This window comes from Lysinibacillus sphaericus (assembly GCF_006864135.1).
In the GTDB taxonomy this organism is placed as follows: Bacteria; Bacillota; Bacilli; order Bacillales_A; family Planococcaceae; genus Lysinibacillus.
On record NZ_SADV01000040.1, the window covers coordinates 1 to 24272 of the forward strand.

The 24272-nt window shown below is 35.9% G+C and carries 28 protein-coding genes and 2 pseudogenes; 3 read left to right on the top strand and 27 right to left on the bottom strand.

The window, feature by feature from the left end; translation table 11 throughout:
- Positions 1 to 198: 198 nt before the first annotated feature.
- The 10 genes and pseudogenes from C7Y47_RS23750 to C7Y47_RS23795 all read right to left on the bottom strand — a co-directional run bounded on the left by C7Y47_RS23750 (position 199) and on the right by C7Y47_RS23795 (position 9493).
- The gene (locus C7Y47_RS23750) at positions 199 to 552 is read right to left on the bottom strand and encodes a YutD family protein (RefSeq protein ID WP_142511003.1); all 354 of its coding nucleotides are present in this window, start codon (positions 550 to 552) and stop codon (positions 199 to 201) included.
- 32 nt (positions 553 to 584) lie between these two features.
- A complete protein-coding gene (gene lipA, locus C7Y47_RS23755) occupies positions 585 to 1508 on the bottom strand; it encodes a lipoyl synthase (RefSeq protein WP_142511004.1) in 924 nt (307 codons plus the stop codon).
- A 273-nt stretch (positions 1509 to 1781) separates the two neighbouring features.
- Positions 1782 to 2549: a sporulation protein YunB gene (gene yunB, locus C7Y47_RS23760; protein ID WP_142511026.1), complete on the bottom strand. Its 768-nt coding sequence runs from the start codon at positions 2547 to 2549 to the stop codon at positions 1782 to 1784.
- Positions 2550 to 2622: 73 nt separating this feature from the next.
- The gene (locus tag C7Y47_RS23765; RefSeq protein ID WP_142511005.1) at positions 2623 to 3723 is read right to left on the bottom strand and encodes an HD-GYP domain-containing protein; all 1101 of its coding nucleotides are present in this window, start codon (positions 3721 to 3723) and stop codon (positions 2623 to 2625) included.
- 41 nt (positions 3724 to 3764) lie between these two features.
- Entirely contained in the window at positions 3765 to 5129 is a 1365-nt protein-coding gene (locus C7Y47_RS23770) for a bifunctional metallophosphatase/5'-nucleotidase (protein ID WP_142511006.1), read from the bottom strand.
- A 76-nt stretch (positions 5130 to 5205) separates the two neighbouring features.
- Positions 5206 to 6033, bottom strand: a complete 828-nt coding sequence (locus tag C7Y47_RS23775) for a sulfite exporter TauE/SafE family protein (RefSeq protein ID WP_142511007.1) — start codon at positions 6031 to 6033, stop codon at positions 5206 to 5208.
- Positions 6033 to 6890 carry a DUF72 domain-containing protein gene (locus tag C7Y47_RS23780; RefSeq protein WP_142511008.1) on the bottom strand — a complete coding sequence of 286 codons (858 nt, stop codon included), beginning with the start codon at positions 6888 to 6890 and terminating at the stop codon, positions 6033 to 6035. The genes C7Y47_RS23775 and C7Y47_RS23780 overlap by 1 nt, the downstream gene beginning before the upstream one ends.
- Before the next feature lie 578 nt (positions 6891 to 7468).
- Complete coding sequence (locus tag C7Y47_RS23785; protein ID WP_142511009.1) at positions 7469 to 8071, bottom strand: nitroreductase family protein; 603 nt, start codon at positions 8069 to 8071, stop codon at positions 7469 to 7471.
- A 91-nt stretch (positions 8072 to 8162) separates the two neighbouring features.
- Positions 8163 to 8791, bottom strand: a pseudogene (locus C7Y47_RS23790) (DsbA family oxidoreductase).
- Positions 8792 to 9055: 264 nt separating this feature from the next.
- Positions 9056 to 9493, bottom strand: coding sequence for an Rrf2 family transcriptional regulator (locus C7Y47_RS23795; protein WP_142511027.1), 438 nt, complete (start codon positions 9491 to 9493; stop codon positions 9056 to 9058).
- A gap of 590 nt (positions 9494 to 10083) precedes the next feature.
- Between C7Y47_RS23795 and C7Y47_RS23800 the strand changes: the two genes are divergently transcribed.
- Positions 10084 to 10935, top strand: coding sequence for a ferritin-like domain-containing protein (locus tag C7Y47_RS23800; protein WP_142511011.1), 852 nt, complete (start codon positions 10084 to 10086; stop codon positions 10933 to 10935).
- A 130-nt stretch (positions 10936 to 11065) separates the two neighbouring features.
- Here C7Y47_RS23800 and C7Y47_RS23805 read toward each other — a convergent pair whose 3' ends face one another.
- From C7Y47_RS23805 to C7Y47_RS25170, 4 genes are all read right to left on the bottom strand, one after another.
- Positions 11066 to 12430: a lytic polysaccharide monooxygenase gene (locus tag C7Y47_RS23805; RefSeq protein WP_142511012.1), complete on the bottom strand. Its 1365-nt coding sequence runs from the start codon at positions 12428 to 12430 to the stop codon at positions 11066 to 11068.
- Positions 12431 to 13066: 636 nt separating this feature from the next.
- Positions 13067 to 13234, bottom strand: coding sequence for a hypothetical protein (locus tag C7Y47_RS25165; RefSeq protein WP_185903593.1), 168 nt, complete (start codon positions 13232 to 13234; stop codon positions 13067 to 13069).
- A 128-nt stretch (positions 13235 to 13362) separates the two neighbouring features.
- The gene (locus C7Y47_RS23810; protein WP_142511013.1) at positions 13363 to 14259 is read right to left on the bottom strand and encodes a helix-turn-helix transcriptional regulator; all 897 of its coding nucleotides are present in this window, start codon (positions 14257 to 14259) and stop codon (positions 13363 to 13365) included.
- 31 nt (positions 14260 to 14290) lie between these two features.
- Positions 14291 to 14467, bottom strand: a complete 177-nt coding sequence (locus C7Y47_RS25170; protein WP_185903594.1) for a hypothetical protein — start codon at positions 14465 to 14467, stop codon at positions 14291 to 14293.
- Positions 14468 to 14633: 166 nt separating this feature from the next.
- On the opposite strand from C7Y47_RS25170, the gene C7Y47_RS23815 reads away from it, so the two are divergent.
- Together C7Y47_RS23815 and C7Y47_RS23820 are read left to right on the top strand one after the other, a co-directional pair.
- Positions 14634 to 14837: a helix-turn-helix domain-containing protein gene (locus C7Y47_RS23815; RefSeq protein WP_036127261.1), complete on the top strand. Its 204-nt coding sequence runs from the start codon at positions 14634 to 14636 to the stop codon at positions 14835 to 14837.
- 88 nt (positions 14838 to 14925) lie between these two features.
- Positions 14926 to 15573: a hypothetical protein gene (locus C7Y47_RS23820; protein WP_142511014.1), complete on the top strand. Its 648-nt coding sequence runs from the start codon at positions 14926 to 14928 to the stop codon at positions 15571 to 15573.
- Positions 15574 to 15631: 58 nt separating this feature from the next.
- On the opposite strand, the gene C7Y47_RS23825 is transcribed toward C7Y47_RS23820, so the two are convergent.
- The 13 genes and pseudogenes from C7Y47_RS23825 to C7Y47_RS25175 form a co-directional block, all read right to left on the bottom strand.
- Positions 15632 to 15982 carry an aconitate hydratase gene (locus tag C7Y47_RS23825; protein WP_185903595.1) on the bottom strand — a complete coding sequence of 117 codons (351 nt, stop codon included), beginning with the start codon at positions 15980 to 15982 and terminating at the stop codon, positions 15632 to 15634.
- On the bottom strand, positions 15979 to 16200 hold the full coding sequence (locus C7Y47_RS23830) for a transcriptional regulator (protein WP_142511015.1): 222 nt from the start codon (positions 16198 to 16200) through the stop codon (positions 15979 to 15981). Before C7Y47_RS23830 ends, C7Y47_RS23825 begins: the two co-directional genes overlap by 4 nt.
- 135 nt (positions 16201 to 16335) lie before the next feature.
- Positions 16336 to 16641: a hypothetical protein gene (locus C7Y47_RS23835; protein ID WP_142511016.1), complete on the bottom strand. Its 306-nt coding sequence runs from the start codon at positions 16639 to 16641 to the stop codon at positions 16336 to 16338.
- A gap of 404 nt (positions 16642 to 17045) precedes the next feature.
- On the bottom strand, positions 17046 to 17711 hold the full coding sequence (locus C7Y47_RS23840) for a M15 family metallopeptidase (RefSeq protein ID WP_142511017.1): 666 nt from the start codon (positions 17709 to 17711) through the stop codon (positions 17046 to 17048).
- The gene (locus C7Y47_RS23845) at positions 17708 to 18112 is read right to left on the bottom strand and encodes a phage holin family protein (RefSeq protein WP_185903596.1); all 405 of its coding nucleotides are present in this window, start codon (positions 18110 to 18112) and stop codon (positions 17708 to 17710) included. The genes C7Y47_RS23840 and C7Y47_RS23845 overlap by 4 nt, the downstream gene beginning before the upstream one ends.
- Positions 18113 to 18174: 62 nt before the next feature.
- The gene (locus C7Y47_RS23850; protein WP_142511019.1) at positions 18175 to 18360 is read right to left on the bottom strand and encodes a hypothetical protein; all 186 of its coding nucleotides are present in this window, start codon (positions 18358 to 18360) and stop codon (positions 18175 to 18177) included.
- Positions 18361 to 18399: 39 nt separating this feature from the next.
- Positions 18400 to 18582 (bottom strand): hypothetical protein, encoded by a 183-nt coding sequence (locus C7Y47_RS23855; RefSeq protein ID WP_142511020.1) that lies wholly within the window; start codon positions 18580 to 18582, stop codon positions 18400 to 18402.
- A 12-nt stretch (positions 18583 to 18594) separates the two neighbouring features.
- Positions 18595 to 18816, bottom strand: a complete 222-nt coding sequence (locus C7Y47_RS23860) for a hypothetical protein (RefSeq protein ID WP_142511021.1) — start codon at positions 18814 to 18816, stop codon at positions 18595 to 18597.
- Between the two features lie 17 nt (positions 18817 to 18833).
- Positions 18834 to 19364, bottom strand: a complete 531-nt coding sequence (locus tag C7Y47_RS23865) for a hypothetical protein (protein WP_142511022.1) — start codon at positions 19362 to 19364, stop codon at positions 18834 to 18836.
- Positions 19364 to 20230, bottom strand: coding sequence for a hypothetical protein (locus C7Y47_RS23870; RefSeq protein WP_142511023.1), 867 nt, complete (start codon positions 20228 to 20230; stop codon positions 19364 to 19366). The genes C7Y47_RS23865 and C7Y47_RS23870 overlap by 1 nt, the downstream gene beginning before the upstream one ends.
- Positions 20231 to 21337, bottom strand: coding sequence for a siphovirus ReqiPepy6 Gp37-like family protein (locus C7Y47_RS23875; RefSeq protein ID WP_142511024.1), 1107 nt, complete (start codon positions 21335 to 21337; stop codon positions 20231 to 20233). It lies immediately after the preceding gene.
- A gap of 2 nt (positions 21338 to 21339) precedes the next feature.
- Positions 21340 to 22227 (bottom strand): phage tail family protein, encoded by an 888-nt coding sequence (locus tag C7Y47_RS23880; protein WP_142511025.1) that lies wholly within the window; start codon positions 22225 to 22227, stop codon positions 21340 to 21342.
- A gap of 11 nt (positions 22228 to 22238) precedes the next feature.
- Positions 22239 to 24272 (bottom strand): annotated as a pseudogene (locus C7Y47_RS25175) (hypothetical protein); the annotation flags it as partial.

A 24272-nucleotide genomic window follows, 5' to 3' on the forward strand; every position in this document is an offset into this window, starting at 1 on the left:
AAATGTTTTTTCTGTGCGAAAGCGAAGCGGCAGCAACAAATGTTTTTTCTGTGCGAAAGCGAAGCGGCAGCAACAAAGCGCCCAGTTAGAACGGAAATCAACCACACGCTATGCCATATTTTTATTATTACCAGATTTTAAAAACCTATCACTGCAAAGTAAAAACCTGATGCAAAATTCGCATCAGGTTTTAAACGTTTATTCTGCTATTTGTGCATTCTCGACAAGCTTTGTCACTTCATGTTCTTCACTTACTACAGCTTCTGGCTGTTGAGTAGATTTGCCGGATTTTCGCAAGACGAAATATGCACAGCCAAAATTACAATACTCAAATAAGTAATCTTGTAATGTACTAATCTTCGTATCGAAAGTGGCTTTTTGATTTTTATCATCAAAAAAGCCTTTTAAGCGTAATTGACTATAGCCCCAGTCGCCCACAATATAATCATATCTGGCTAAAATATCTGAGTATCGTTCCTTGAATACTTCCTCTTGAAAAGCTTCTTTGTAATCTTCAATAATCTCGTATTCATATCCTTCTATATTGATCAAAGTGGCACCGCCTTCTATTTCAGCATTTGTTCTTACTGTTCTGCTTGTAGCTGACGTTCTTTTGTCGCTTCGTTAACTTGTTCATCAGCATGATAGCTACTACGTACAAGTGGGCCTGCCTCACAATGCTTAAACCCTTTTTCCATTGCGATTTTACGCAGTTTACCAAACTCTATTGGAGAATAATACTTTTTAACAGGCAAATGCTTTTTCGTTGGCTGTAAGTATTGACCAATTGTCATAATATCTACGTCGTTTGCTCGTAAATCGTCCATAACTTCTAAAATTTCTTCATGTGTTTCACCTAAGCCTATCATTAATGATGACTTCGTAGGGATGTCTGGCTGCATTTCTTTTGCCAAACGAAGAAACTCTAATGAACGCTCATATTTTGCACGTGCACGTACTCTTGGCGTTAAGCGACGCACTGTTTCAATATTATGATTTAAAATATCAGGCTTCGCATCCATTAACATTTGAAGGTTCTCTTGTAAACCACCTAAATCGGATGGTAAAACTTCAATCGATGTAAACGGACTTTTACGACGAATCGCACGGACTGTTTCAGCTAATACTTGCGCACCGCCATCCTTTAAGTCATCACGTGCTACCATTGTAATAACAACGTGCTTCAAGTTCATAATAGCTACTGAATCTGCTACTCGTTCTGGCTCAGCTAGGTCTAATTCATTTGGTAAGCCTGTTTTAACAGCACAGAAACGGCAAGCACGCGTACAAACAGATCCAAGGATCATCATTGTTGCTGTACGTCGTTCACCCCAGCATTCATGAATATTAGGACAGCGTGCCTCCTCACATACTGTATGCAGATTTTTTTCACGCATGAGCTTCTTTAGCCCTTTATATTCATCATTTGTGTTTAATTTAATTTTTAACCAATCTGGTTTTCTTAAATATTCTTCGTTTTCTTTGCTTGTAGGTTTACAAGATGTCATACGGATATCGCCCCTATCAAATATATGCAGTTTTTATATTACTATCTTCACTGTCAATGTAACATATTAAATGAACTCCAACAACTATAACAATCTAATATGCGCCTCGGCATAATTGCGTCCGAAATCGGCTTTGTGCTTAGGCCTGCGTGATGCATGTCAGTGGATGTGAAGTTCTTGGCCTTAGTTCCTCTATTCAGTAGGTGTTTGGACACTTTACCTGTCGCTAAGCTTTCGGTACAAAGAACATTTGCTGAAAGAAGTTAAACATTTTTACTTTTTAGGAGTGATAGGTACTTGAATTGAAGGTACCTCTTCACCACCTTTTGAATAAACACTTGGAACATCCCCTCTTACTAAGCCCATTGCCACTGGAATATCCTGAGTAACTGTAGTAGTTTTACTAGCAAAAGGGACAATAATTTGCACTTTTACTTCTATATGAATCCCTACCGACATATAGGCACTATTTATACCATATTCCTTTATTGAAGAAGTAACTTCACTATGCACATTGCCAATTACATGAAAGCGTATTGGAATTTTAGGTCCCAAATTCCCGATTAAAGGGATATTAGCCGCCTGACTCAACGGCATATAAAAAACTACCCCATTACCTTCATTGATCTTGTTATAATCATATTCAACATTATCAAGATTTGGCAAATGCGACAATTCTCCTTGCTCTGCCTGCTCTAAATACAATTTTACTTGATTGACCGTTTCTGTTCGAACTCGATTAATCGTTTCAGTATTAACCTTCAAATCAGCATGGTTCCCAGGGGATACTTCTACAAGAATATCATTAACATCCATAACACTTGATGTACGAGAATCAATCGCTTTACTCACAACGGAAGATGCAATTTTAGCCGTTTGTATTTCAGCATAATCTAAGTAGGTCGGCATAAGCTGCTCATTTAAATAATAAATAAATAAAAAAACACCGATAATAACAAATACAACTACTAGGGTTAATCGATTCAATCGATTTCCCTTTTTTCTATAGTTGCTATGATTACTATATGATCGTAATTTCATTCTTTTTCGAGGGAAAAACAAAAAATCTCCTCCTGTTCCTTAACGTATGAACAGGAGAAGATTTTTATTCGATTTACAATGGCACAACATAATCCACTTCAACGCTTTCTATTATTACGGTTGGGTAGTCCACTAAATTAATTTCATATGTAGCTGCTATTAATTGATTTTGTTCCTCAAAAATACGAACCCAAGGTAATGCGGCATTCAATGCATTTTGTCTCGATACAATACCTCGGCGCCCATCCGATAATTTTAAAATAACACCATTTGGATAATGGACAACAGACCTTTTCAATGCTTTTACAATACGTGCATCGTATATCGTTCCAGCGCCTGCTTCTAAAATTGCTAGACCTTGGGAAGGTAGCATTTTTTCTCGATATACACGACTTGTAGTCACCGCATCAAAGACGTCTGCTACACCAATAATTTTGGCAAACGGATGGATTTCAAAATCTACCAAGCCCCTTGGATAGCCACTCCCATCAATCCGTTCATGATGTTGGAAAGCACAATGTGCAACAATCAATGATATGGAATGTAAATTACGTAACAAATCAAAACCATATCGAGTATGCTGCTTCATCGTTTCAAACTCTTCACACGTTAGGCGCTCAGGCTTTGTGAGGATCTCTTTTGGTACCATAAGCTTCCCAATGTCATGTAACAAAGCGCCAATCCCAATTAAACGTAAATCCTCTACTGAGTATCCAAGCTCTTTCGCAATCGCTATCGAATATAGTGTGACTTGAAAGGAATGTTGATATAAATATTCATCAAATAAATACGCATCTGTTAGTATTGTTAAAATTTCATCATTACCCTTAACTGCCAACAGTAACTCGTCTACAATTGAGACAATTGCTTTTGATTGTTGGTCAAGCACATAAGAGGCATTTACTGGATTTAAACCATTGATTGATTGGAAAGAATCTTTAATGGTTGAAATTGCTTTATTTCGAATAACAGTTGGAATTGTTTCCTGTACCTCAATACCCTTAGAAATTTTATCGTCAATATATAAATAATGCGTATTTAATTGTTGAAGCCTTTGTATGATACGTTCATTAATGACAACATCTTTCTTTAAAAGAGGATGCCCCGCCTCATTCCAAATGGTTCTTGCTAATACCATTCCTTCTTTTAATACATCGATTGAAATTAATCGCATGACCTTTTCCCCAATCCATTCTTAAAGCGTTTTATCTACTATTACTTAAAGAATCTTTGACCATAATCTATCATAATGTTTCGTAAAAATTCTGGTAGAATATATTTTTTCTTAGCATATTTAAAGCTTGGATAAAAATAACCGAACGTAAACAAATCAAGTGTTACTAATTTATAAATTCGATCATTATCTGCAAGCTTCCCATTGATAAGTAATTGGCGATCTTCATTCATCGAAAAGCCATAAGTTAACATCTTCCCAAAAATAACGCCTCTAAACCCTAATCCTTTTAGCTCAATATATGGCCATTCTTCATTTTTAGATTGCTGAAAAATTTCTTTCATTTCAGCAACTGATAATTCAATCGTACATAAATTTATAGGATGTGGGAAAATTCTATGCAAATCTAGTGCTGTCACTGTTCCCTTAGGTAAACCATCTAAAAAAATACCCGCGTTAAATACCGCACAATCTGCTCCACTTTTCTCTAAAATCGCACGCGCAAACAAATCTGATAATTGCGAATAATGGAACCATTCCTTGTTGTACGATTTTCCCGTAGTGAATACTGGAATATCAAGTAATCGTTTGCCTTCCTTTTCAAAATATTGAACGATTTCATGTTCATTTTTAATCGCAGGCAAATCATTATTATGAATTAATGTATCCTTTTTTTCAACAATTCCCCTAGATTTTGTATCATATTCTAACGTAAGATGGCCAGTATATTGTCCAAATTTCCCTCCACCCGTTAATAAAACGCCATTAATTAGCTTTCCATTAGGGAGAACATGATGTGTATGTGAGCCGAATATAACATCTATTTCTGGGCATTCCTCAGCTAAAAGCTCATCCTCTGTTATCCCTAAATGTGACAAACAAACAATTATATCTACTTCTTTGCGAAGCTGAAGTGCTAAGCGAATGAGTGAACTTCGTGCCTCATCTATCTCCCAGTCTAATTCATTATAATAAATTTCAAACATAGCCGTTGCTGCAATGGCTGCAACCTTTGTGCCATAAGCAGTTGTTAATACAACATACGGCTTCATCCACGCTGGGTTTGGTACTTGAGAGGCATTCACATTAGCAACTACTACGTCAAAAGTTGCTTCATCATACAAATGGTATAGCTCCTCATGGGACAATGTTATACCTTCATTATTACCAATTGTCACTACGTCGTAGCCCGCTTCATTCAATAATCTCACATTGCCCTTACCGACTGTTGCTTCCGTATAAATATTTGAACGATCTAAATGATCGCCAACATCAAATAAATAACTTGTTTCTCCCATGGTTGTTAGCTTCGTACGCATTTCTTCCACATAGGTTTGCATTCGTGGCCAATACTTAAAATGACTGTGCAAATCATTCGTATGAAATATATGAATTTTTTCCAGCAATTAAGCCACCTCTTCTTTAAAATAGCTTCTATGTCTGTAGAAGACTTTCTATCAAAATCATCTTTACTTTCCGGACCTAATATGACAATAACCCTTCGATAATAGAACGAATTCCTAATAATAATAAAATAACTCGAAGCGCTACTACAAGCGTATCTGATTTAATTCTTTTATTTAATGCGGCCCCTAGCTTTGCTCCAATATAAGCTCCTGGGATAACAGGAATCGTATAGAGCAATGGAACGTGTCCTAAATAAACATGGCTCGCTGAATTTACAATCGACGATAAAAATACCATGAACATCGATGTTGCCACTGCAACGTGCGGTGGGAATAAAAATAAAATAATCATGGCAGGCACGATCATCGAGCCTCCACCGATACCAAATAATCCAGAGGCAAAGCCAATGCCAAATGTTAATGCAATGGCAAACCAAATGGGATACCCATATATAAAGGTATTTCCTTCTTTATCTTTGAACTCCTGTTGCATGCCGTTTTTTACAAACCATTCTACAGGTTTCAATCGATCACGTACAAGTAATATCGTCGCTAAAATGATGAGTAAAATACCAAAATACAAATTAAATGATGGTACATCTAGCCCCTTATTTACCCATGCACCCAGCATTGTTCCAGGTATACTTCCTATAAAGAATATCCAACCACTCTTATAATCAACTGTTTTAGATTTCATATAGCTTAATGTAGAGGCAAGTCCAGTAAAAATCATCATGACAACAGATAAACCAACTACTTTTTGAGGAGTGATATCTGGAATCATCCCTAGATTTAAGCCAACGTATAAAGTTGCTGGAACTAAGATAATCCCTCCGCCAAGCCCAACCAACGAGCCAATTATCCCAGATAATAATGCTATAATAACTAAAACAAAAAATTCCATTATAGTTCCCCTTCAAACATGTTTAATTGTTTAGGCGCTAACCCTATGTCTTTAATCGCTAGAATACCTTGTAATTCCTTTGCATTTTTCGCAGCATGAAGCCCTGAATTATTATTAAATAATACATATAGATCCTGTACTTCTGATTGGAGATGTTTCAAATGCTGTCCAAGCTGCAGCAATTCTTCACTATTGTAATCATATAAAAAGCGAACCTTCCGCCAGTTCTCGGCATTACCAGTATTACGCCAGCCATGAATGTTACGTCCATGAATACGTACAAGTGCCTTCGTCGCAGTAACCGTAGGATAAAATGGTACAGAGCCCACGCCAGCCTGTGGTTCATCACAAATTGTATGAATAAATTGATGCTCTCGTAAAAAATCCATTGTTTGCTGCACTACATTGTCCGCATACCATGTTCGATTGCGAAACTCAATAGCTACGTCAAAGCCTTTGAGCTGCTGCCTAATATACAATAAATATTGTACATTCTTAGTCTGACAATCAAACCACGGTGGGAATTGTGCTAGTACAATCGCCAACTTCCCATGACGTTTAAATTCATTGGCACATTCGATAAAGGCATTAAACATGTCATTTTTTGATTCAAACGGTATGTCGCCACGTAAATGACCAGTCATTCCTTGATAGGCCTTCACAACAAAACGAAAATTTTCGGGAGTATCTTCACACCACTTTCGAACATTCTCTTTAGAAGGTATTGCATAAAAAGAAGTATCTACTTCTACCGTTAAAAAGTGACCTGTATAATCGAATAATTTGTCCTTTGAGGCAGTCACTTCACTATAAAGCGAAGGATGATCACCCCAACCAGTTAATCCAACTATAATCATGTGACCCCCTCCTCTATGTATATTTATCATAGCATATACTTTCTAATGAAATGCATATATGGATATTATCATATAAAATATAGGGTTATCGCCTAAACGTAGGGTTGTTCTGGCTGGCGCTTTTCTGGGGGGCGTCCGATGAACCGCTTCACTCCAAGGTTTAAGGTCAACAGATGTTTTTTGGGCGAAAGCATAGCAGCAGCCCGATGTTTTTTGCGCGAAAGCATAGCAGCAGCACGATGTTTTTTGCGCGAAAGCATAGCAGCAGCACGATGTTTTTTGCGCGAAAGCGAAGCGGCAGTAGCACGATGTTGGTCACGAAGGCGTGTTCACAGGATGTGATGGTTTTAGCCTTCATTCCCCTATTGCTGATCCTCAAGGAGTCGCCCATTCTTCACTCCCAACAACCTAAGCATTACATTTTGGCACAAGATTCGATTCCATATTAGGATTGCCTAATAGCTGTAGCTGAAAATATATGTTTTAACTATGTAGGATACAATTTTCCATTTGGCTAAAAATTAAAAACCCGGTTAAGTGCATCACGTCCACTTAACCGGGGTTATTATTGATTTAAATTAATAAAACTTTACTACATCTTCAAAAGGTAAAGAAGTTTTTTCTCCTGGTTGCTCATTTGGCTCACCGAATGGCATTTGAGCTACAAGGCTCCATTCTGCAGGAATATTCCAAGTTTCTTTAACTTCCTCGTCAATAATTGGGTTATAGTGCTGAATAGATGCGCCAATTCCTTCAGTAGTTAAAGACATCCATGTTGCGTATTGTAGCATAGCATTTCCTTGATGAGACCAGAAAGGGAATTGCTCTTTATAAGAAGGAGCATTTTCTTGCATTTGTTCGATTGTTGCTTGATTTTCAAAGAATAAGATTGTTCCTACTCCATCTTTAAAGCCATGTAAACGCTCTTCTGTTGCAGCAAAATTTTCTGCTGGAACACGCGCACGTAATGTTTCTTTAACAATATCCCAAAACTTTTCATGCTCATTATCCATTAAAACTACTACACGTCCACTTTGCATATTAAATGAAGATGGTGCATGTACACTAATTTTTAATAGCTCCTCCATTTTTTCTTTTGTAATCGCTGCGTTCTTTTTCACTTTACGAATTGAACGGCGATTAATAATTGCTTCTTTTAAATTAGTTGTTGTTACTGACATTTGTAGTTCCTCCAAATTTTAATCAAATTTATATATAGACTTTTCCATGCAGCCTTCATTTGGCTACTGTTTAAATCTAAATTTCCATTTTCTATTTTTTTAATTGCTGATCGATGACTTGTGCTATTCTTTCTTTACTAGCTAACCCTTGGATTATTTCATCACCAATAATTAGTGTAGGAACAGCTGTAATATTTGCTTCTTCATATGCATGCCTTAAAGCCTCTTGATGTACTTCACGATATTTATCTGAAAGCAAAGATTCTTTGAATTCTTCTTTTGGCAGACCTACCTCATTTGCTAATTGAGTTAACACGTCTACATCCTCAATATTTTGTTCCTCTTGGAAAAATGCTGTGAAAACTCTATGATGAAATTCATTGCCTTTTTGATATACCTTAGCGAATTGATATCCTTCAAAAGCTAAATTTGTATAAGGATGTGGAGATACACGCGGTAATCGCATATCAATCCCTAGCTTTTTAGCTGTAGGGAGAATATAGGAGTCCCACGAACCTAATTTAGCAGGCTCTTTCCAAGGATCAATTTTAGGATACGGTTTAGGCCTTAATTCAAACGGCATCCATGCTATTTCAATATCCTTTTCTTTTGCAATTTCATCTAATGGCCTTTCCCTAAAAAACAGAAAGGACAAATAAAATATGCTTTTATTTTAAGGGTCGTCCAATAAACCTTCCTTTCTCTTTTTGTTGTAACCATAATAGTTACAACTAAGTCAAATAAATAATGCATTCAGATCAATTATACCTCGGCATAATAGCGTCTGAAATCGGCTTTGCGCTGAGACCTGCAGATGTTTTTTGCGCGAAAGCGCAGCGTCAGCAGCAGATGTTTTTTGTGCGAAAGCGCAGTGCTAACGTAGCGCCAGCAACACCGATGCAGATCAGTTAGCCGTTATCGCATGGATACGATGATTCCTTTCCGATTTCTGCGACATACACTGATAGAAGTGAAAGGAATGCATTATTTTGATTGTTGAATTTCACGGACTAAAGATGTAATCACTTGTTCCATAGTAATATTAGCCAATACTTGTTCCATTGCTTCTTGTGCTTGCACTAAAATTAGCTCTAACACAGACTGTATATTTGCACCTATAGGACAATCAGGATTTGGATTTTCATGTAGATGAAATAACTGATCTTCTTCTACAACTTCTACTGATCGAAAAACATCCAACAAAGTGATAGCATCCAGATCTTTAACTAAAGAAGCTCCACCTGTTCCCCTACGCACTTGCACTATACCTGCCTTTTTAAGATAGGATACTATTTTCCTAATCACTACTGGATTTGTATTTACGCTTTCCGCCATAAATTCTGATGTGCAAATAGTCGATGGATTTTGTTTGATGATTGATAAAATATGAACAGCAATTGTAAAACGACTGCTAATTTTAATCTTCATCACCTCCAGCTGTAACCATTATAGTTACAACAAGAAAATAAGTCAACTGTTTTTATAAGCAAATCAGACATAAGAATTTGCTTTTTTCCTAATCGTTGATGGGATTCTTGTATCTGCGACTTATAGTAATTTTCATCTACTATACTACATATTTGTCATTTCACAATTTTCTGACTATACAAAGAATTCAAACCTATATAAAATGCCAGGCAATTATGTATAACAACCTCGCTAGGCGAAAATGACATGACTTTGCACAATTACCTATACACAAAGCATAAGATAAGTTGATGGATCAATTATGCCCGGCATAATTACGTCCGGAATCGGCTTTGTGCTTAGGCCTGCAATTGTTTTTTGGGGCGAAGGCGTAGCTACAACGACACCGATGCAGGTCAGTTAGCCGTTATCACATGGATGCGATGATTTTAGGCTAACATCCTTTATTAACTCCATTCCGATTCCGTGACATCCGCCGTAGGCTTTAGCTTCTTTCAGCGAATGTCTTTTGTACCGAAAGCGTAAGACAGGTACAGGTGTTTGAACACCCGCTGAAAGAAGAGTTAAACAAAAGGAGGACAACGATGTATCCAAATCAATACTATTATCATTATGCTCCACAGCATAATGGTACTTATCCTATGCTAAACGATGCTCAACTTGTAAATGATATTCAGAAGGCAATTAATGCTGAATATAGTGCCATTGCTTGTTATGAGAAGTTAGCTAAGATGGCTCCTACTGAGGATGAAAAGAATAGAATACTTGAGATTCAAAAGGATGCACTACGCCATCTCGAGGAATTTAGCAAACTTTACACGAATTTAACAGGAAGTAAACCCTCTTTTCAAATAATTGAGGAATGTCCGGACAACTATAGGGCTGGAATCGAATTTGCTTTTAAAGATAAACAAGAAGCTGTTGATTCTTATTTAGATATAGCAGATAAAGCAAATGATCCGATGATTAAAGAAAGATTTCGACGTGCAGCAGCGGACGAGCAAAATCACGCTGTATGGTTTTTATTTTTTCCAAAAAGCCCCGAGATAAATAGGGACAGTGATCAAAATACATTACTACCTTCTACATTGACGTCTCCTCAACTGTTGGGTGAAAACTTAGCTCAATCTATTTTTGATCATTTTTTAGGAAACTTTAACTTTTTTAATAATGCATCGGGGCATATAAATGCTTTATTGCCAGTTTTCGAACGTAATTGGGTACCGTTTTCTAATGACGAATCGCAGTTATTCGTAACAAACTTAGAAAACAATAAAATAGCCTATGTGGCTAGGAGTCAGAAGGAAAAAGACAATGTATCTATGTACGAAACCTTTATTGCATATAATATTCCTAATACAGGTTTTCCAACTGTTTTCCCTCAACTTTATAACGACTCTTTAAACCATCAAAACAACATTAGGTACTTACCTTGAAGATCAAAAGAAGGAGACGATTTTCAAAGTTCGTCTCCTTCAATCTAAACGCTATGCAGATTTTTTACCTTTATATCCAAAAAATAATATTACATAATTTCTTTAAGAAAATCTTATTAAAACTTTATTTTTATTTACTTTCTTTCCATAAAGACAATGCGGATATCCAATTTGGATCTCCATATCCTTGATAACTTTGCACAGCTTCATATATTTTCCCTTGATGCTCTACTTTATCACCTTTTGTGTACGCCTTATATGGACTCCATTGCTCATAAGACGACCCTTGCTCTTTTGTAGTCACAGTGAAAATGGAACTTTTATTAGATTCATTTCCTGCTGCATCAACGGCAGTAACTGCATACGTATATGTTGTATTGGATTGTAGATTCATGTCCATAAAGGAAGTAGTTTTCGATGTTCCAACTACAGTCAGTTGCCCTACTTGGGTGCCTCGATATATAACATAGTGGTCAACTGCTACATTATCCTCTGATGCCCCCCACATTAAGTCTACACTTGAGGATGTTACTCCCATCGCATGAAGTGAAGTTGGTTGCGTTGGTGCTTCTGTGTCCGGAACTGCATTCATTGTCTCTACAGCTATAGACTCACTTTCTTTTGAAATATTCCCAGCGGCATCCACTGCCTTTATTGTATATGTATATTTTGTATTCGCTGTTAAATTTTTATCTGTGAATGTTGTTCCCGGTAAAGTTCCAATTGCTTTACCATCGCGTAATACTTGATATTCTTTTACCCCTACATTGTCTGTAGAAGGATTCCATTTTAGCTCAACACTGTTAGAAGTAACTTTCATTGCTTGCAATCCATTCGGTTGAGTTGGAGCTTCTTTATCCACATCCACATTATTTACCAAATTAACATCAATTACATTATAGAAAGCATTTGTAGTATCAGCTACATCCCAAACAGCTAGAATCACGTGGTAGCCACTACGGTCAGTTGGCACGTTAATTGTATGAGTTAAATTATTTGATGCAGCAGTACCATTATGTTCAACAGTTCCAATTGGCTCAAGATCAGCACGGGTTAATGGTTTATTAGGATCCCATCCCTTTTTCGTAATATAATAGTGCCATTTGCTTGTTAAATGCGGCGCAGTGTACTTCCATGTAAAGGTATTTGGTCCACCTGTAATCGTATTCTTAAACCAGCGATTTACGGATTGTTGATCGAGGATGCCACCAAACATACCTCCTGCAGATGCAATTTTACCATCAATTGGTCCACCTTGTGGAAATCCTTTTGGTGCCTCTAAGCTCTGTGGCTCATACATAACGTTTCCACAGCTTAAGTTAAGACCGCCATAATTTTGGTTACATAAAGCGGCACGGCTAGCTGGTTTTTCAACAAACCCATGTGCATATGCATTTGGCGCCATTGCCATCCCCATGATTCCAGCTGCTAATATGGCAGCACTTATGCCCTTTTTACTTTTACTTTTACTTAGTTTTGCGAATTTAGTATTCATATAAGTAGTCTCCTTATCTTTGAAAATGTATTTCTACTCGTATGATAGCTATGGATTAAAAATTAAGCAAACTATGTATAAATATTATAAAAGTCGCATTGTACTGTTATGTTTTTTCGCAAAAGATGTATATTAATAGCTCTAAATATAGTAAATATCTTATAATAATGTGCCTTTTCATTTAAAAAGCTATATATTTTACCAAAATGTTCATAAAATATTCAAAATAAAATTTGTCAATTTATGATCTTCTCCGCAAGTTTTTATTCGTGTAAAAAAGGTTGGTAAGCTACGTGAACAACATCCGCATAAAAAAAATCGAGTGCACTGCACTCGATTTCTACAAAGGAAATTTGTGGACAATAAGGGGTTTGGCTTTAGCGTAAAACCCTTATTTACCTCGTTTATCAGCGTATTATCCGATAGAACCTTCCATCTCAAACTTGATAAATGGAGGTTTTTGAAATGTATAATATAATAGAAGAAACTCATAAAATCAGCCTTTTTTGTTCTAAGACTTTCCCATATTATCTTATGTTATTTTACGCTTTCGGCATGAAATCGGCACGAATCCGGCACGTAAAACGGTATCACAAATGGTATCACGAGATCACCTTATTATGATGGTCTTTTTTCTTATCTCCGCACGATACACACTCTAATGCGAGACTCAATTACTTTATTTTTATCAACAGCTTTATTATCATCTGCGGAAGGCTTTCTAATCTCCATTTCTTCATATTGATTCAGTAAGTCAAATATCGTTAATTGTCCTTGTTGTTCCATATATTCAAAATGAGTCAATTGTATTTCCTCCTTAGGTATAAAATATATTTGATACCAACATACTTAATACGTATTCCACTCGGCCGCTATAAATTGCTCATCGACTAAACCTCACATAACTCCGAGCATTTATAGCGGTTATTCTTTTACCATTCCAACCAATTTTCTAAATTACATGGTCTATTATTATTTGATTGTGGAGGGCAATCACGCTCTTTTAACCAATTGTAGAAAGGTACTGGACGTTCCTTAGATGGAGTTTCTTCTATAGATGATGATTTATCCGACTTGTTATCTAAACACTCAACAGCCTTATTAAAAGCCCCTACAAATACAGCTCTTAATGTACTAGTTACCGTTAGTACACCTTCTTTAATATCTATAGCAATTTTGAAAAGTACGTTCTTAGCTTTAATGAAGTCTTCCACAGTATTCACTTGTGAAGCCAGTACACATTTATGCAACTCACCTTTTAAGTTATCTGCTAATGGCAAGCTATTCATGAAATCAAACAGCATCACTTGGTACTCATTCATGTATTCTTTTTTCTTTTCAGCTTGCAAAGCCAATTCATTTTCAAGACTCATAATATTATTTGCTTGTTTAGAACTTAAAAGATTAAAAGAGTTTAAAGATAGGTTTTTAATTTGTGGACGGCAAACCACGTCATTACTAGCTTCATCGACTGCCTCTCGATGTTTCATTTCCGATGTGTCACTATAAGGTAAAATTTTATAAATGCTTGCTCCTTTGATTCCATTAAGCTTTGTTTGTTTTACTTTCTCAATAATGTTTAACTCAACAAGCTTTTTGATCGCGCGCATTACTGTACTACGAGAAGTGCCAGTTGCTTCAGCAATCGTTTCAGCTTTTAGATGTGAAGCTCCTGGATACATTAATGAACGTTGTGAAAGTGCAATAACGATGGCACGTTCTGATTCTGTTAGGTCATAATAATGTGCCGCTATATGGTCCTCCACACTCTTATCCATATCTGCTATTGATTCAAATGTTTTGTAAGTTGCTAAATATTCAAATGCCATCGTTTTCATCTCATTTCCATTCCACTTTCTACTACTTAAATGCCTTACGTAAATTTTCACGAATCTGTTTTACTTCTAATTCTGTAAGCAGACTATGATACCTCATAATCCACTTCAATCGATTCTGATACTTATGGACATCTGTAATTGCGTCCTGTTGTTTCATCTTCATTCGGATGTACTCTTGACGTTGTTGGATTGTTTTCAATTTTTTCACCTACCGTTTATCATTAAATATAATAATTTAATTATTTATTGATTTGAGTATAAATTATTAAATTTAATAATTCAAGTATTTCATAAAAATTATTTATTAAATTTATGGATTTGTGTATAATGGAATTTAAGAAGAATACAATTAAAGAGGTGAAATCATGGAACTAAAAGTAAAACTAAAAGAAGTGTTAAACGAACGAGGAATGTCACAAGTGGAATTAGCAGAGAAGACGGGACTAACGCGTACAGTAATTAGCGAACTTGCAACTAATAGAAGAACATCTATTAATCGTGAACACATCACCAAAGTATTACAAGCTCTTGAAATTACAGATATGAATGAAATGTTTGAGATCAAGTAACAGATAACTAAATAAGGTTGTCTGTTTTTTATATGTACTTTTCAATCATAATTTCCTAAAATGGAAATATAGAGGGAGGATTTAGTATATGAACAAAAAATTAATTTTTAGTGCAGCATTAGTATTGAGTTTAGGGTTGGCTGGTTGTGGAGCAAATTCATCAAAGGACGAAAAGTCTAAAGAGGATTCTACAAAACAAGAAACACCTGTATCTTCTGATAAAAAAGAGGATTCAGCTAAAAAAGAAGATAAAAAAGATAATGAATATGAAGATGAAAACCTCAAAGGTATTGATACTTACTCCGAAGAATTGAACCTTGTTGGACAATCGGGACCAATGAAATACAATATTGAACATGTGGTGTTGAAGAAGATTACTCCTAAAACAGAAGAAGCTGCAAATCAATTTGGTGTTAAAGTTGGAGAAGAAGTGAATGCTATTACTATTTTTATGAATGGTGAAAATACATCTAAAGAGGATATAAGTTTTTATCTTGGGCAAGCAGTGATTATTACGAATACAAAAGAACAATTAGAACCTACAATGCTTCTATCTGAACATATAGAAGGTAAGTATCTGGGGCAAGTAAAACATGAAGGATATAACGTGTATGTTTTAAAGAATTCTAAGGTAGAGGATTTAAAAACTATTGAAATTCGTATAGACGCTCCTGTTAATTCTAAAGTCGATGAACAAGGTGAAGATGTTACTCATACTATCGAAGTAAATAAATAATAAATTTAGTCACTCAAACGAGTGGCTTTTTTCATTGCATAAAAAAATAGGCACTATACTAATCAGTGCCTTCGTTTGTATGACTTAAAAATAATTTCTCTACCTGTGTTTTCAGAGCCATATTAGCATAGGTAAATACTTGATCCTCACCCGCAGTAGCTACAATTAAATCACTAAAGTATTCATCTTTCTTTTCCCACTTCACGACTCTAATTTTATCTTTGGCCAACAGCCTTTTAGTATTGTAATATTCTTGTGAAATGTCGTCTAAAAGCTTATCAAGGATTGGCAAATACACTTTGCTCAATTTAAGGTTTTCAATCACTTTATAATCACGCTGTAACGACTGAACAGCCATATCATAAACCACAAATTTATGAAGTAGTCGCCTTTGTTCGAAACTTATCATACAACGGAACGCTCCTTGTGGATGATTGGAATAACTGCCAGCACACTTTCAATCATAAATGTACGCTTGGCTTGCCTTGTAAAACAATACGCTTGAAACGAATCACCAAAAATCTTAACAATTTTGATACGTCTTTTTGACACTTTACCGTCTTTAGCCAAGTACATCATATTCATAATTTGATTACGTTGCATTGATTTAATCAGTTGCTCTTTCATTCCTTTTGCACTCCTTAAATAAGAACGTTTGTTTGTAATTATTTTAGAACGGACGTTTGTGTTTTGGCAAGAAAAAGTTTTGAAACGCAAAAAATCCCAGACTCAAAATTAATTGAGTACCTGGGATTTAAATAGTTAATTCCTTTGAGAAAGCCATCCTTTATACAAGTAGTTTCCTTTTTCAGTCGCAACATGAAATACTAAACCACTATAAACTATTGGAACCCTTGGTGGATCTTGCTGAATAGTCACTGTAGCAGTATAAGATGGCCCCTTATATACATCCCACCAATCTTCATGAGGCATTAATGTTGAGTGTGAAGAATAATTAACTGCTAGAGTTTTTGGAGGATCAATTTCCTGTGCTGAAGAACTTAATGCTCCTGTAAACATTAGAGCCCCACAAACAACTAAACCAGTAAATATTTTTGATATTTTCATAAATTATGTACTCCTTTTGTTTTATAGTTTATTTCGTGTATGAATGCTATAGCATGTCCACTTACCCTCGAGTTATCTCAAGTCTATCAATACAAATACCGAATTTGCAAAGGGCAGTTTCCGAAATTCCATTTTCGGTCACCACCATTATTTTTGCGGTAATTTGCCTCTTCTCGTCAATTAACGCCAAATCACGCCAATTATACCGCCATTATTTGGCGTGTTATTATTTTTTTATATTACTTAAGTAACGTTTTTAGTGAAATTCACATTAAAACACTTGATATTTTCATTTAAATTAGTTCATATTTTAAGATAATAATTTTCACTAGATTGTCACTTTTGTACTGTGTAATAAGTCATAAGACTAGCTCGGCTATATTAGCTTCGCTAGTCCTTGTTGCTTATTTACTACGTCTTTGCTGAATAGTAATATATAATCCAATTAATCGATCAGTTGTCATTGCTCCACTTTGTAAATCCTTTAAATGTGAGGCTTGAATAATACCATCCTTTACAGCCTGTGCGATATAGTTTTCTGCTTCTGTTTGCATAGTTGGTGAACCTGGATTCCAATTTGTCAATTTAATTTCCTCCTTTTTGTCTTCCACAATTAATTGAACTTGCAATTTACTGTTACTTGGTACGATTACTTGTCCTTCTAATTTATAGCCTTTTGGCATCTTCCAAGTTGATTTAACCTCAAAGTGAGGTCGGTCAATACTACCTAACCAATCTCCGCCCCATGTAATGCCAAGTTTACGAGCAATAGCGCCAATCCGATTTAAAGTTGTCACATCATACAATGATTGTGGAGGGCCAACAGCAATATCCCATGCTAGACGTGATTTATGATTGCTGTTTAGTGTCCAAGTAACAATTTGCCCTGGTCGTGTTCGTCCTTGTGCATATAGGTAGTTTTGTCTTTCCTGAGAGCGATACGTCTCCGTAATAAAGATGTTCTTAATACCAGCTTTAAAGCACTCTTGGAATAGTAATCTACAAGCTGTTTGTGCAGCTGGTAATAGTTCAGCTAAGTCACGACATGTAGTAGTTACGCTTGTACTCATTTCGTTTCACCATCCCCTGTTTTATCCTTTACAATTGCTAAAAGTTCTTTAATAAAATCTGGCATCGGTAAGCCCATCTTTGTACCGTTTTCCGTGATAGAAATAAATTCGAGTACACAGAATGCAATGGCTGCTCCAGCACCTGCGTACTCGATACCTGGAATCACTAGCGACAGTAAATATACTGACCCGACTAGCATTAAATAGTAAATTTTTCGAATGATACCGTTGAATCCAACTCGGCTGTTTAAGTTACGGTTAACAATACCGCCCATAATGCCTGTAAGGTAATCAATAGCCATAAATCCGATTAAGACGGTTACAGCCATTCCTAGACCGTCCACAGCATAAGAGATTAGAGCGCCAATTAATCCACTAATTGCTCCTATCCATTTTTCCATTACAACACTTCCTTTTCTGCATAATAAAAGCCCCCCACAACTATCTGTGGAAGGCATAAAAATCAAATAAATTTTTGAAAATATTTTAGTTCTTCTTTAAGCGTATCAATCGCCTTTAGAATATTTCTAAAGTGTTCATCATCATGTAGCGCAACATACTTATCTTTCGTAATTTTATTTAGTTCGTAAAAGGCCTGACCTAAGTCGCAATCAAGTTCATTAATTTCATCTAGTTCATCTTTCGTCATGTTATCACCTCATTTTAGACAATAAAAATAACGCTAAGCTTATGCTTGCGTTTCGTTCGATACTTTATTTTGCTGTTCGTTCATTAAGGTACATAACTTCGAATATTCATCTTGGCTAACCTGCTTATTTAACATAAGTAAACTTAAATTTGTTGCCATCACATCGTAATTACATCCTGGGCTAGTGATTAATAACTCTGCAGCACGATAAACAATGTTCATGTTTGTTCCTCCTTACACTCCGATATTTTTCATCGCTATTAATACTTCTGTATTCAATAGCGTTTGTGCTTGCATTTCTTCTAAAGTAGGCTTTGGTTGTACTTCAACAGGTTCCTGTTCTGGTAAATCATCCAATAACCTTTCAGATACCTTATGAGATACAGTTTCACCGTCTACAGTGTATTCTGTAATTTTGTATTCACCTTCTATATATTCTTTTAATACTACAAACATTGCTCAACCTCCTATACTTAAGAAATTAGTTCATACAATACAATTCGCGGTTCATAGTCACTTGTTATTTTTAGACTAGTTGAAAATGAGAGGTCTAACCATCCACCCATATTATTAACTCTGAAAATTTTGTTACCATCAATTGTAATATAAGTTAAATCAGCGGCACTTGAACTAGGAGAAACAGATATTAATCTTCCTTTACCACTTATATTTAAATAAGTAGTCCCACCAGCATCTACAGTACTTGAGTGAATTCCTGCTATTTTATCAATTATACTTTGGTTAGAGGCGGACGATGGATATTGTTTTAAAACAGTCATCGGAGCAATATTATTCATTAAATAATTTAATTTTGCATGGGCACTACCACTAGTTGAACTACTTGCTGAACTTGTTGGAATACCTAAATTTGTATTAACTGTTTTCACATTAGCATCTACTGTAGCTACATTACTTTTAACTGTAGTGACATTCGAATTTACGTTATCTACATTTGCTTTTATAACATCTTGTGTTGCCTTTGTAGGTAATTGAATTTCAGGCATTATAGAACCTCCTCATAAACAAAAATAAGACCATCCTTAGCTTGGTTGGTCTTAAATCCATATTTATATATTTTGTTGTCTGTTGTGTCGAGAAATTGATGAGGCATTGCGGCTTTCTTATGATCGTCAATTAGATTGTATAAATTTCCGGCAACATCTTCATTCAATATACCTCTAACAGATTCAAACCAAATTACGAATGCTGATTTCTCAGAAGCTTTCCAATCTAAAAAGTCCTGTTGTTCTAAGTTTATCCATTGTTCCATAGCGGACTGAATACTATCTTTCCACACTTGGAACTCGTTAGCTTTTGTGACACTATAGCTATTAAACCATGACTGATACTGATTAAAGATTGTTGTCGTATCCACTTGATCTACAAGGCCATGTACAATACCGCACAAGCTTTTATTCAATCGTTGGTCCGTTATAAGACCTTGATTGATTTGAGTAGTTCCTGCATTAATTAATACATCTGCAAGGACTAATTCATACGCCTCTGCATCCCTTTGAATAGCAGGCGCTGTAGGTGAAGAAGCTTGGGAACCTTTCTTTAGCACAACTTCAATTTGTCTTGTTAAATGATTCAAGCGCATAACAATGCGGTCGATACGCTTCAATACACCATCTGCAATGTCATGCTTAAAAATGAAGTCACTATCATTTATCATAAAACGACCTTGTATCCAACCTTTACCCGGTTTTACAATAGTCTGCATTCCTTGGCCTTCCACAACTTGTAATCCGTTACTTGGATTAGGGAAAACACCATCTCCAATGAATGTAGAAAAGAATAGAGAGAAGAATGCTGCATCAACCTTCCTATCACCATTTACACTGTTAAACATTCCACTTCGTATAGCCATTTATTTCACCGCCTTTTTCAATCTTTCACCGAGAGTAGGAATATTTGAGCCGAACTCTACTCGTAATTCTTGTCCATTCCTATCAACCGTTAATTCTGCGCATACTACCCTCGCATGCATTACCTTTTGTAGCTCATCGTTACGGATGCTAACTACATCACCTAACTTATAATCAACACCGTATTCAAACTGAGCAAACATATCAATTTCGCTTTCATATGTTTCGATTTCTTGATACTCTGCTAACTTTTCAATCCCTCTCGATTGCAATGTTTCTTGATATTGTTCAGGAGTTAACGTGACGTTGTTATTGTCGTCATCTAAGTAACTACTTTGTAAGTCCCTAGCATCTACATACAATTCACGCCTGTTAAATCCACTTAAATTGTCATTTACAGTGATAGTCTTCCTATCGACACCTTCACCTTCACCCGCCACAATTGCAGTTGTTTTCGTTTCGATATTGCTATTTACGTAATTTTGTTTAATCACGTTATCAAACTCTTTACTGAAAATCACATGAGGTAAAACACTTTGAGTAATGCTATGGTCTTCGCCTTGCCATGTGTAAACATCATATTTTTTATCCTTATGATTCATAAAGACATCGAAGCTCATCTCATGCTTTTGACAAAGTGCAAAACAATGCTCACTAACTGGACCACCCGTTTTGGTACTGTCGTCCACAATCTTTATACCTGTATTTGAAGCGAGTCTTAGATTAGGTATTACTCTATTAGAAACTGTATTAATTGCATTCGATGAGATGAAAGATTTAATGATGTCCTCCACATTTCCTGCATAACGTTGCTGCCTTTCGATTACTCGCCATGAAGTCATAAAGTTTAATGAATAAGCGACTACTTCAATTTCACTTCCATTTTCATCGATATAATCAAAATGCTGAATAATATAGCCATAGTTCGGATTTGATTGTGTAGTAATAATGTTGTCCATCTTAAGTAGCTCAATCATTTCAGGCGTTCCAGGTACAATCAATGTAAGCATGCTGAATTTATAATAGTTCCTTTGAAGAATAAGCCTTTTATATTCACTTATTTCACCAAGAGTATTGAAATTCAAATCAAATACATATAAATCGACCATTTTTACACCCCAATTCTTCTCGCACGATAATTAAACGATACTTCTAAGAAATCAATGTTCTCCTCAGCTTCATACCTAAATAAATTATCTCCTGCCTCTATCTGTAAGAATGTGGAGGACAAATCTAATATGTTAAAAACGTTCGTTTGAACATTGTTACGGCTTAAGATAATGGATCGTTTACCACGATTGGTGTTAATGAAAATTTCATCTCCGGCACGCATTGTGGTATTAAGCTTCAACGACTCATACGTATTTACATTTATTAATGATGGATTTTTCACAGTTGCTGTAGCTTTAAAACGTATAATCATACCTGTAGCTTCTTGCCCTGTGTTCTCCACATTAATCATTGTGGAAGGTGTACGGTATCCCATTTCAATTCCACCGTCAGGTATTTCGAGTACAAATTCAAATGCTGGTTTCCACAATCCTATTTCTGCATAGTAATCATCCTTTTCATAAATAAATGGATCCGTAGCAACAAATTGTAGTAGACCTTTTAACCACTTTTTATTGTCATGCTCAAAGCCATTATTATAGACTGGTGCCATTTCTGCATTGGCATATAAATAAAACTCATGTCCAGCTTTCGTAGTAAAGTCTAGTCTCATGGGATTGTGTTTAGGATTACATACCGTATACATCTCATGTCGCTTCTCTTCAATCCACCATGGTTCATTTCCATCACGCTTTATATAAAATGGCACGTCTAGTTCACGAACATTTAACACAGTCGATTGATAATGCGCTCCATCACTGGTAAATGTAGAAGTATTTACATTCGCCTTTAAACCACTAATTTGAAAGTCTTCCATCAAGAAAAAATGACGACCGAATGTTATCGAATCGTCACGACTATTAGTTATCTTTAATTCTTTAATATTCAAATCGTCACCTCCTAGAATCCGAATGCCATGCGTCTCAATGTACGTTCCATTTCACGCGATCCACTATCTTGTGTATATATTTTTACATTAGGACTAAATTGCTTTGAATAATCGTAATTATTTTGACCGCCAACAACTGCATGAGCAAGTCCTGTGGAAGACTGTTCAACTTGTGCGATCATGCTGTTCATACCTTGGATTAATCCTTCAGCAATATTAACGCCGAAACCTTTCATTACACGGCTAGGTGAATGAATGTCTAACGCTCCTTGCATTGCTTCTTTAATGCTGTTTGCTATCTCAGTGGCCTTATCTACAAGTGGTCCTTGCATACTTGCTAAACCATTCAGTAACCCTTGTCCAGCGTCTATACCGATTGATTGCAATGTAGATAGCTCATTCGCTGTAGTTCTCGTTAAATTACGAATAGCCTTATCCCATTCTTTCTGGATAAGGTTCAGTTTATCATTAGCTGCCTCGCGTAATTTTTGGATTTGAATATCCGTATCTTCACGCATGCCAACTAATTCTTTTTCAGTTTGTTCACGTGCTAATTGTGATTTCTCACGGTATAACTCACTATACTTAGTCAATTGATCGTCAGTCATGCTATTAAGTGCCGCTAACTCAGGTAATGCTTTAACTCCTAAGTCCGATAGCTCTTTTAATAAATCTGCATCAATGTTACGTTCAGATAGCTTAGCAAATTCGTCTTGCCAATTTTTAAAACCATCAACTTGTGATTGTAGATTTCCCATTAATTCAGCACTTGTTCGATTAAGTTCAACTTTAAATTCATCAAATGTTCCGGCGAAGGACATAAGCGTTGATTTACGCTTGTCAAACGTATCCTGATAGGCTTTGTTTCTCTGTTCTTCTTCCTTCGCTAAATCGTCCATGATCGTTTTCATTTGACCTTGGAAATCCTTGTTTATAGATACAATCTCTTTATTAACGGCTTCAACAGCTTTTTTATAGTTCTGTTGAGCTTCTATACGCTCCTTGCTACCTTCCTCAAACAAGTCGATTGTTCTTTCCCAAATCTTAGCTTCTTCAACTAGTGATAGTTCCTCTGAAGACTTCTTATCTGATATATATTGTTTAATGTTTTCTAAATCAGCTTTATTGAGGTCTTCCACAGTCTTATTGTAGGCCTTCTGAGCTTCTACACGTTCCTTCGTACCTTCTTTAAATTGGGATACAGAACGTTTCCAAATCTCAGCTTCTTCTTCAAGACTTAATTCTTCAGAAGATTTTTTGTCTTGAATAAACAACTTAATTTTTTCCAATTTATCTTTTTGAATTTTACCTAATAGATCAGAAGATTCTTTAGCAGATTTCTTTTCAATATCTGCGATTTTCTTAGCTGCATCTTCTTTGATACGTTGGATTTTTATGTTTTCATCTTGTGTTGTTTTACGCTTCTTAGATGCAGCAGTACGGTTGATTTTATCAATATCTTCTTTAGAACGTTTTTCGATTTGGGCAATCTCTGTATTGGCTTTATTGGTGATTTTCTTTTCTTCGGATTTGTAGTTGTTTGCAATATCAATCAAGTTTTTCCCTAAGTCTTTTGCTACTTCTCCAACTCGTTCGTTTTTACTCTCGATACCAATAGCAAGACCTTCGCCAACGTCCTTACCAATAGCGATCATCACCCTGGAAGGTGAACGACGTTGAAGAACATTTGATACAGAAGTAATTATGTTATTCCCCAATTCTCTAGCTTTCTCACCAACTGCATCGATCATATCACCCATACCTTTGATTAGGCCTCGAACAATATCTTTACCGATTTCAACTAGATTAACGTTTTTGAAGAATTTTTCGATATTTTTCCATATTTTTTCTGCTGTTTCTTTAATCGACTTCCAAGCGCCTTCCCAATCACCTTGCATTAATTTCATTACAGTTTGAATAATTCCAAGAATTATATCAAGCGCTGTACCAACCGTAAATTTTATAGACTCCCAAGAGTATTTAACAATCCCTGAGATTATAGGCCAAACTATTTCAAAATGCCCTTTGATAAGCCCCATAACCAT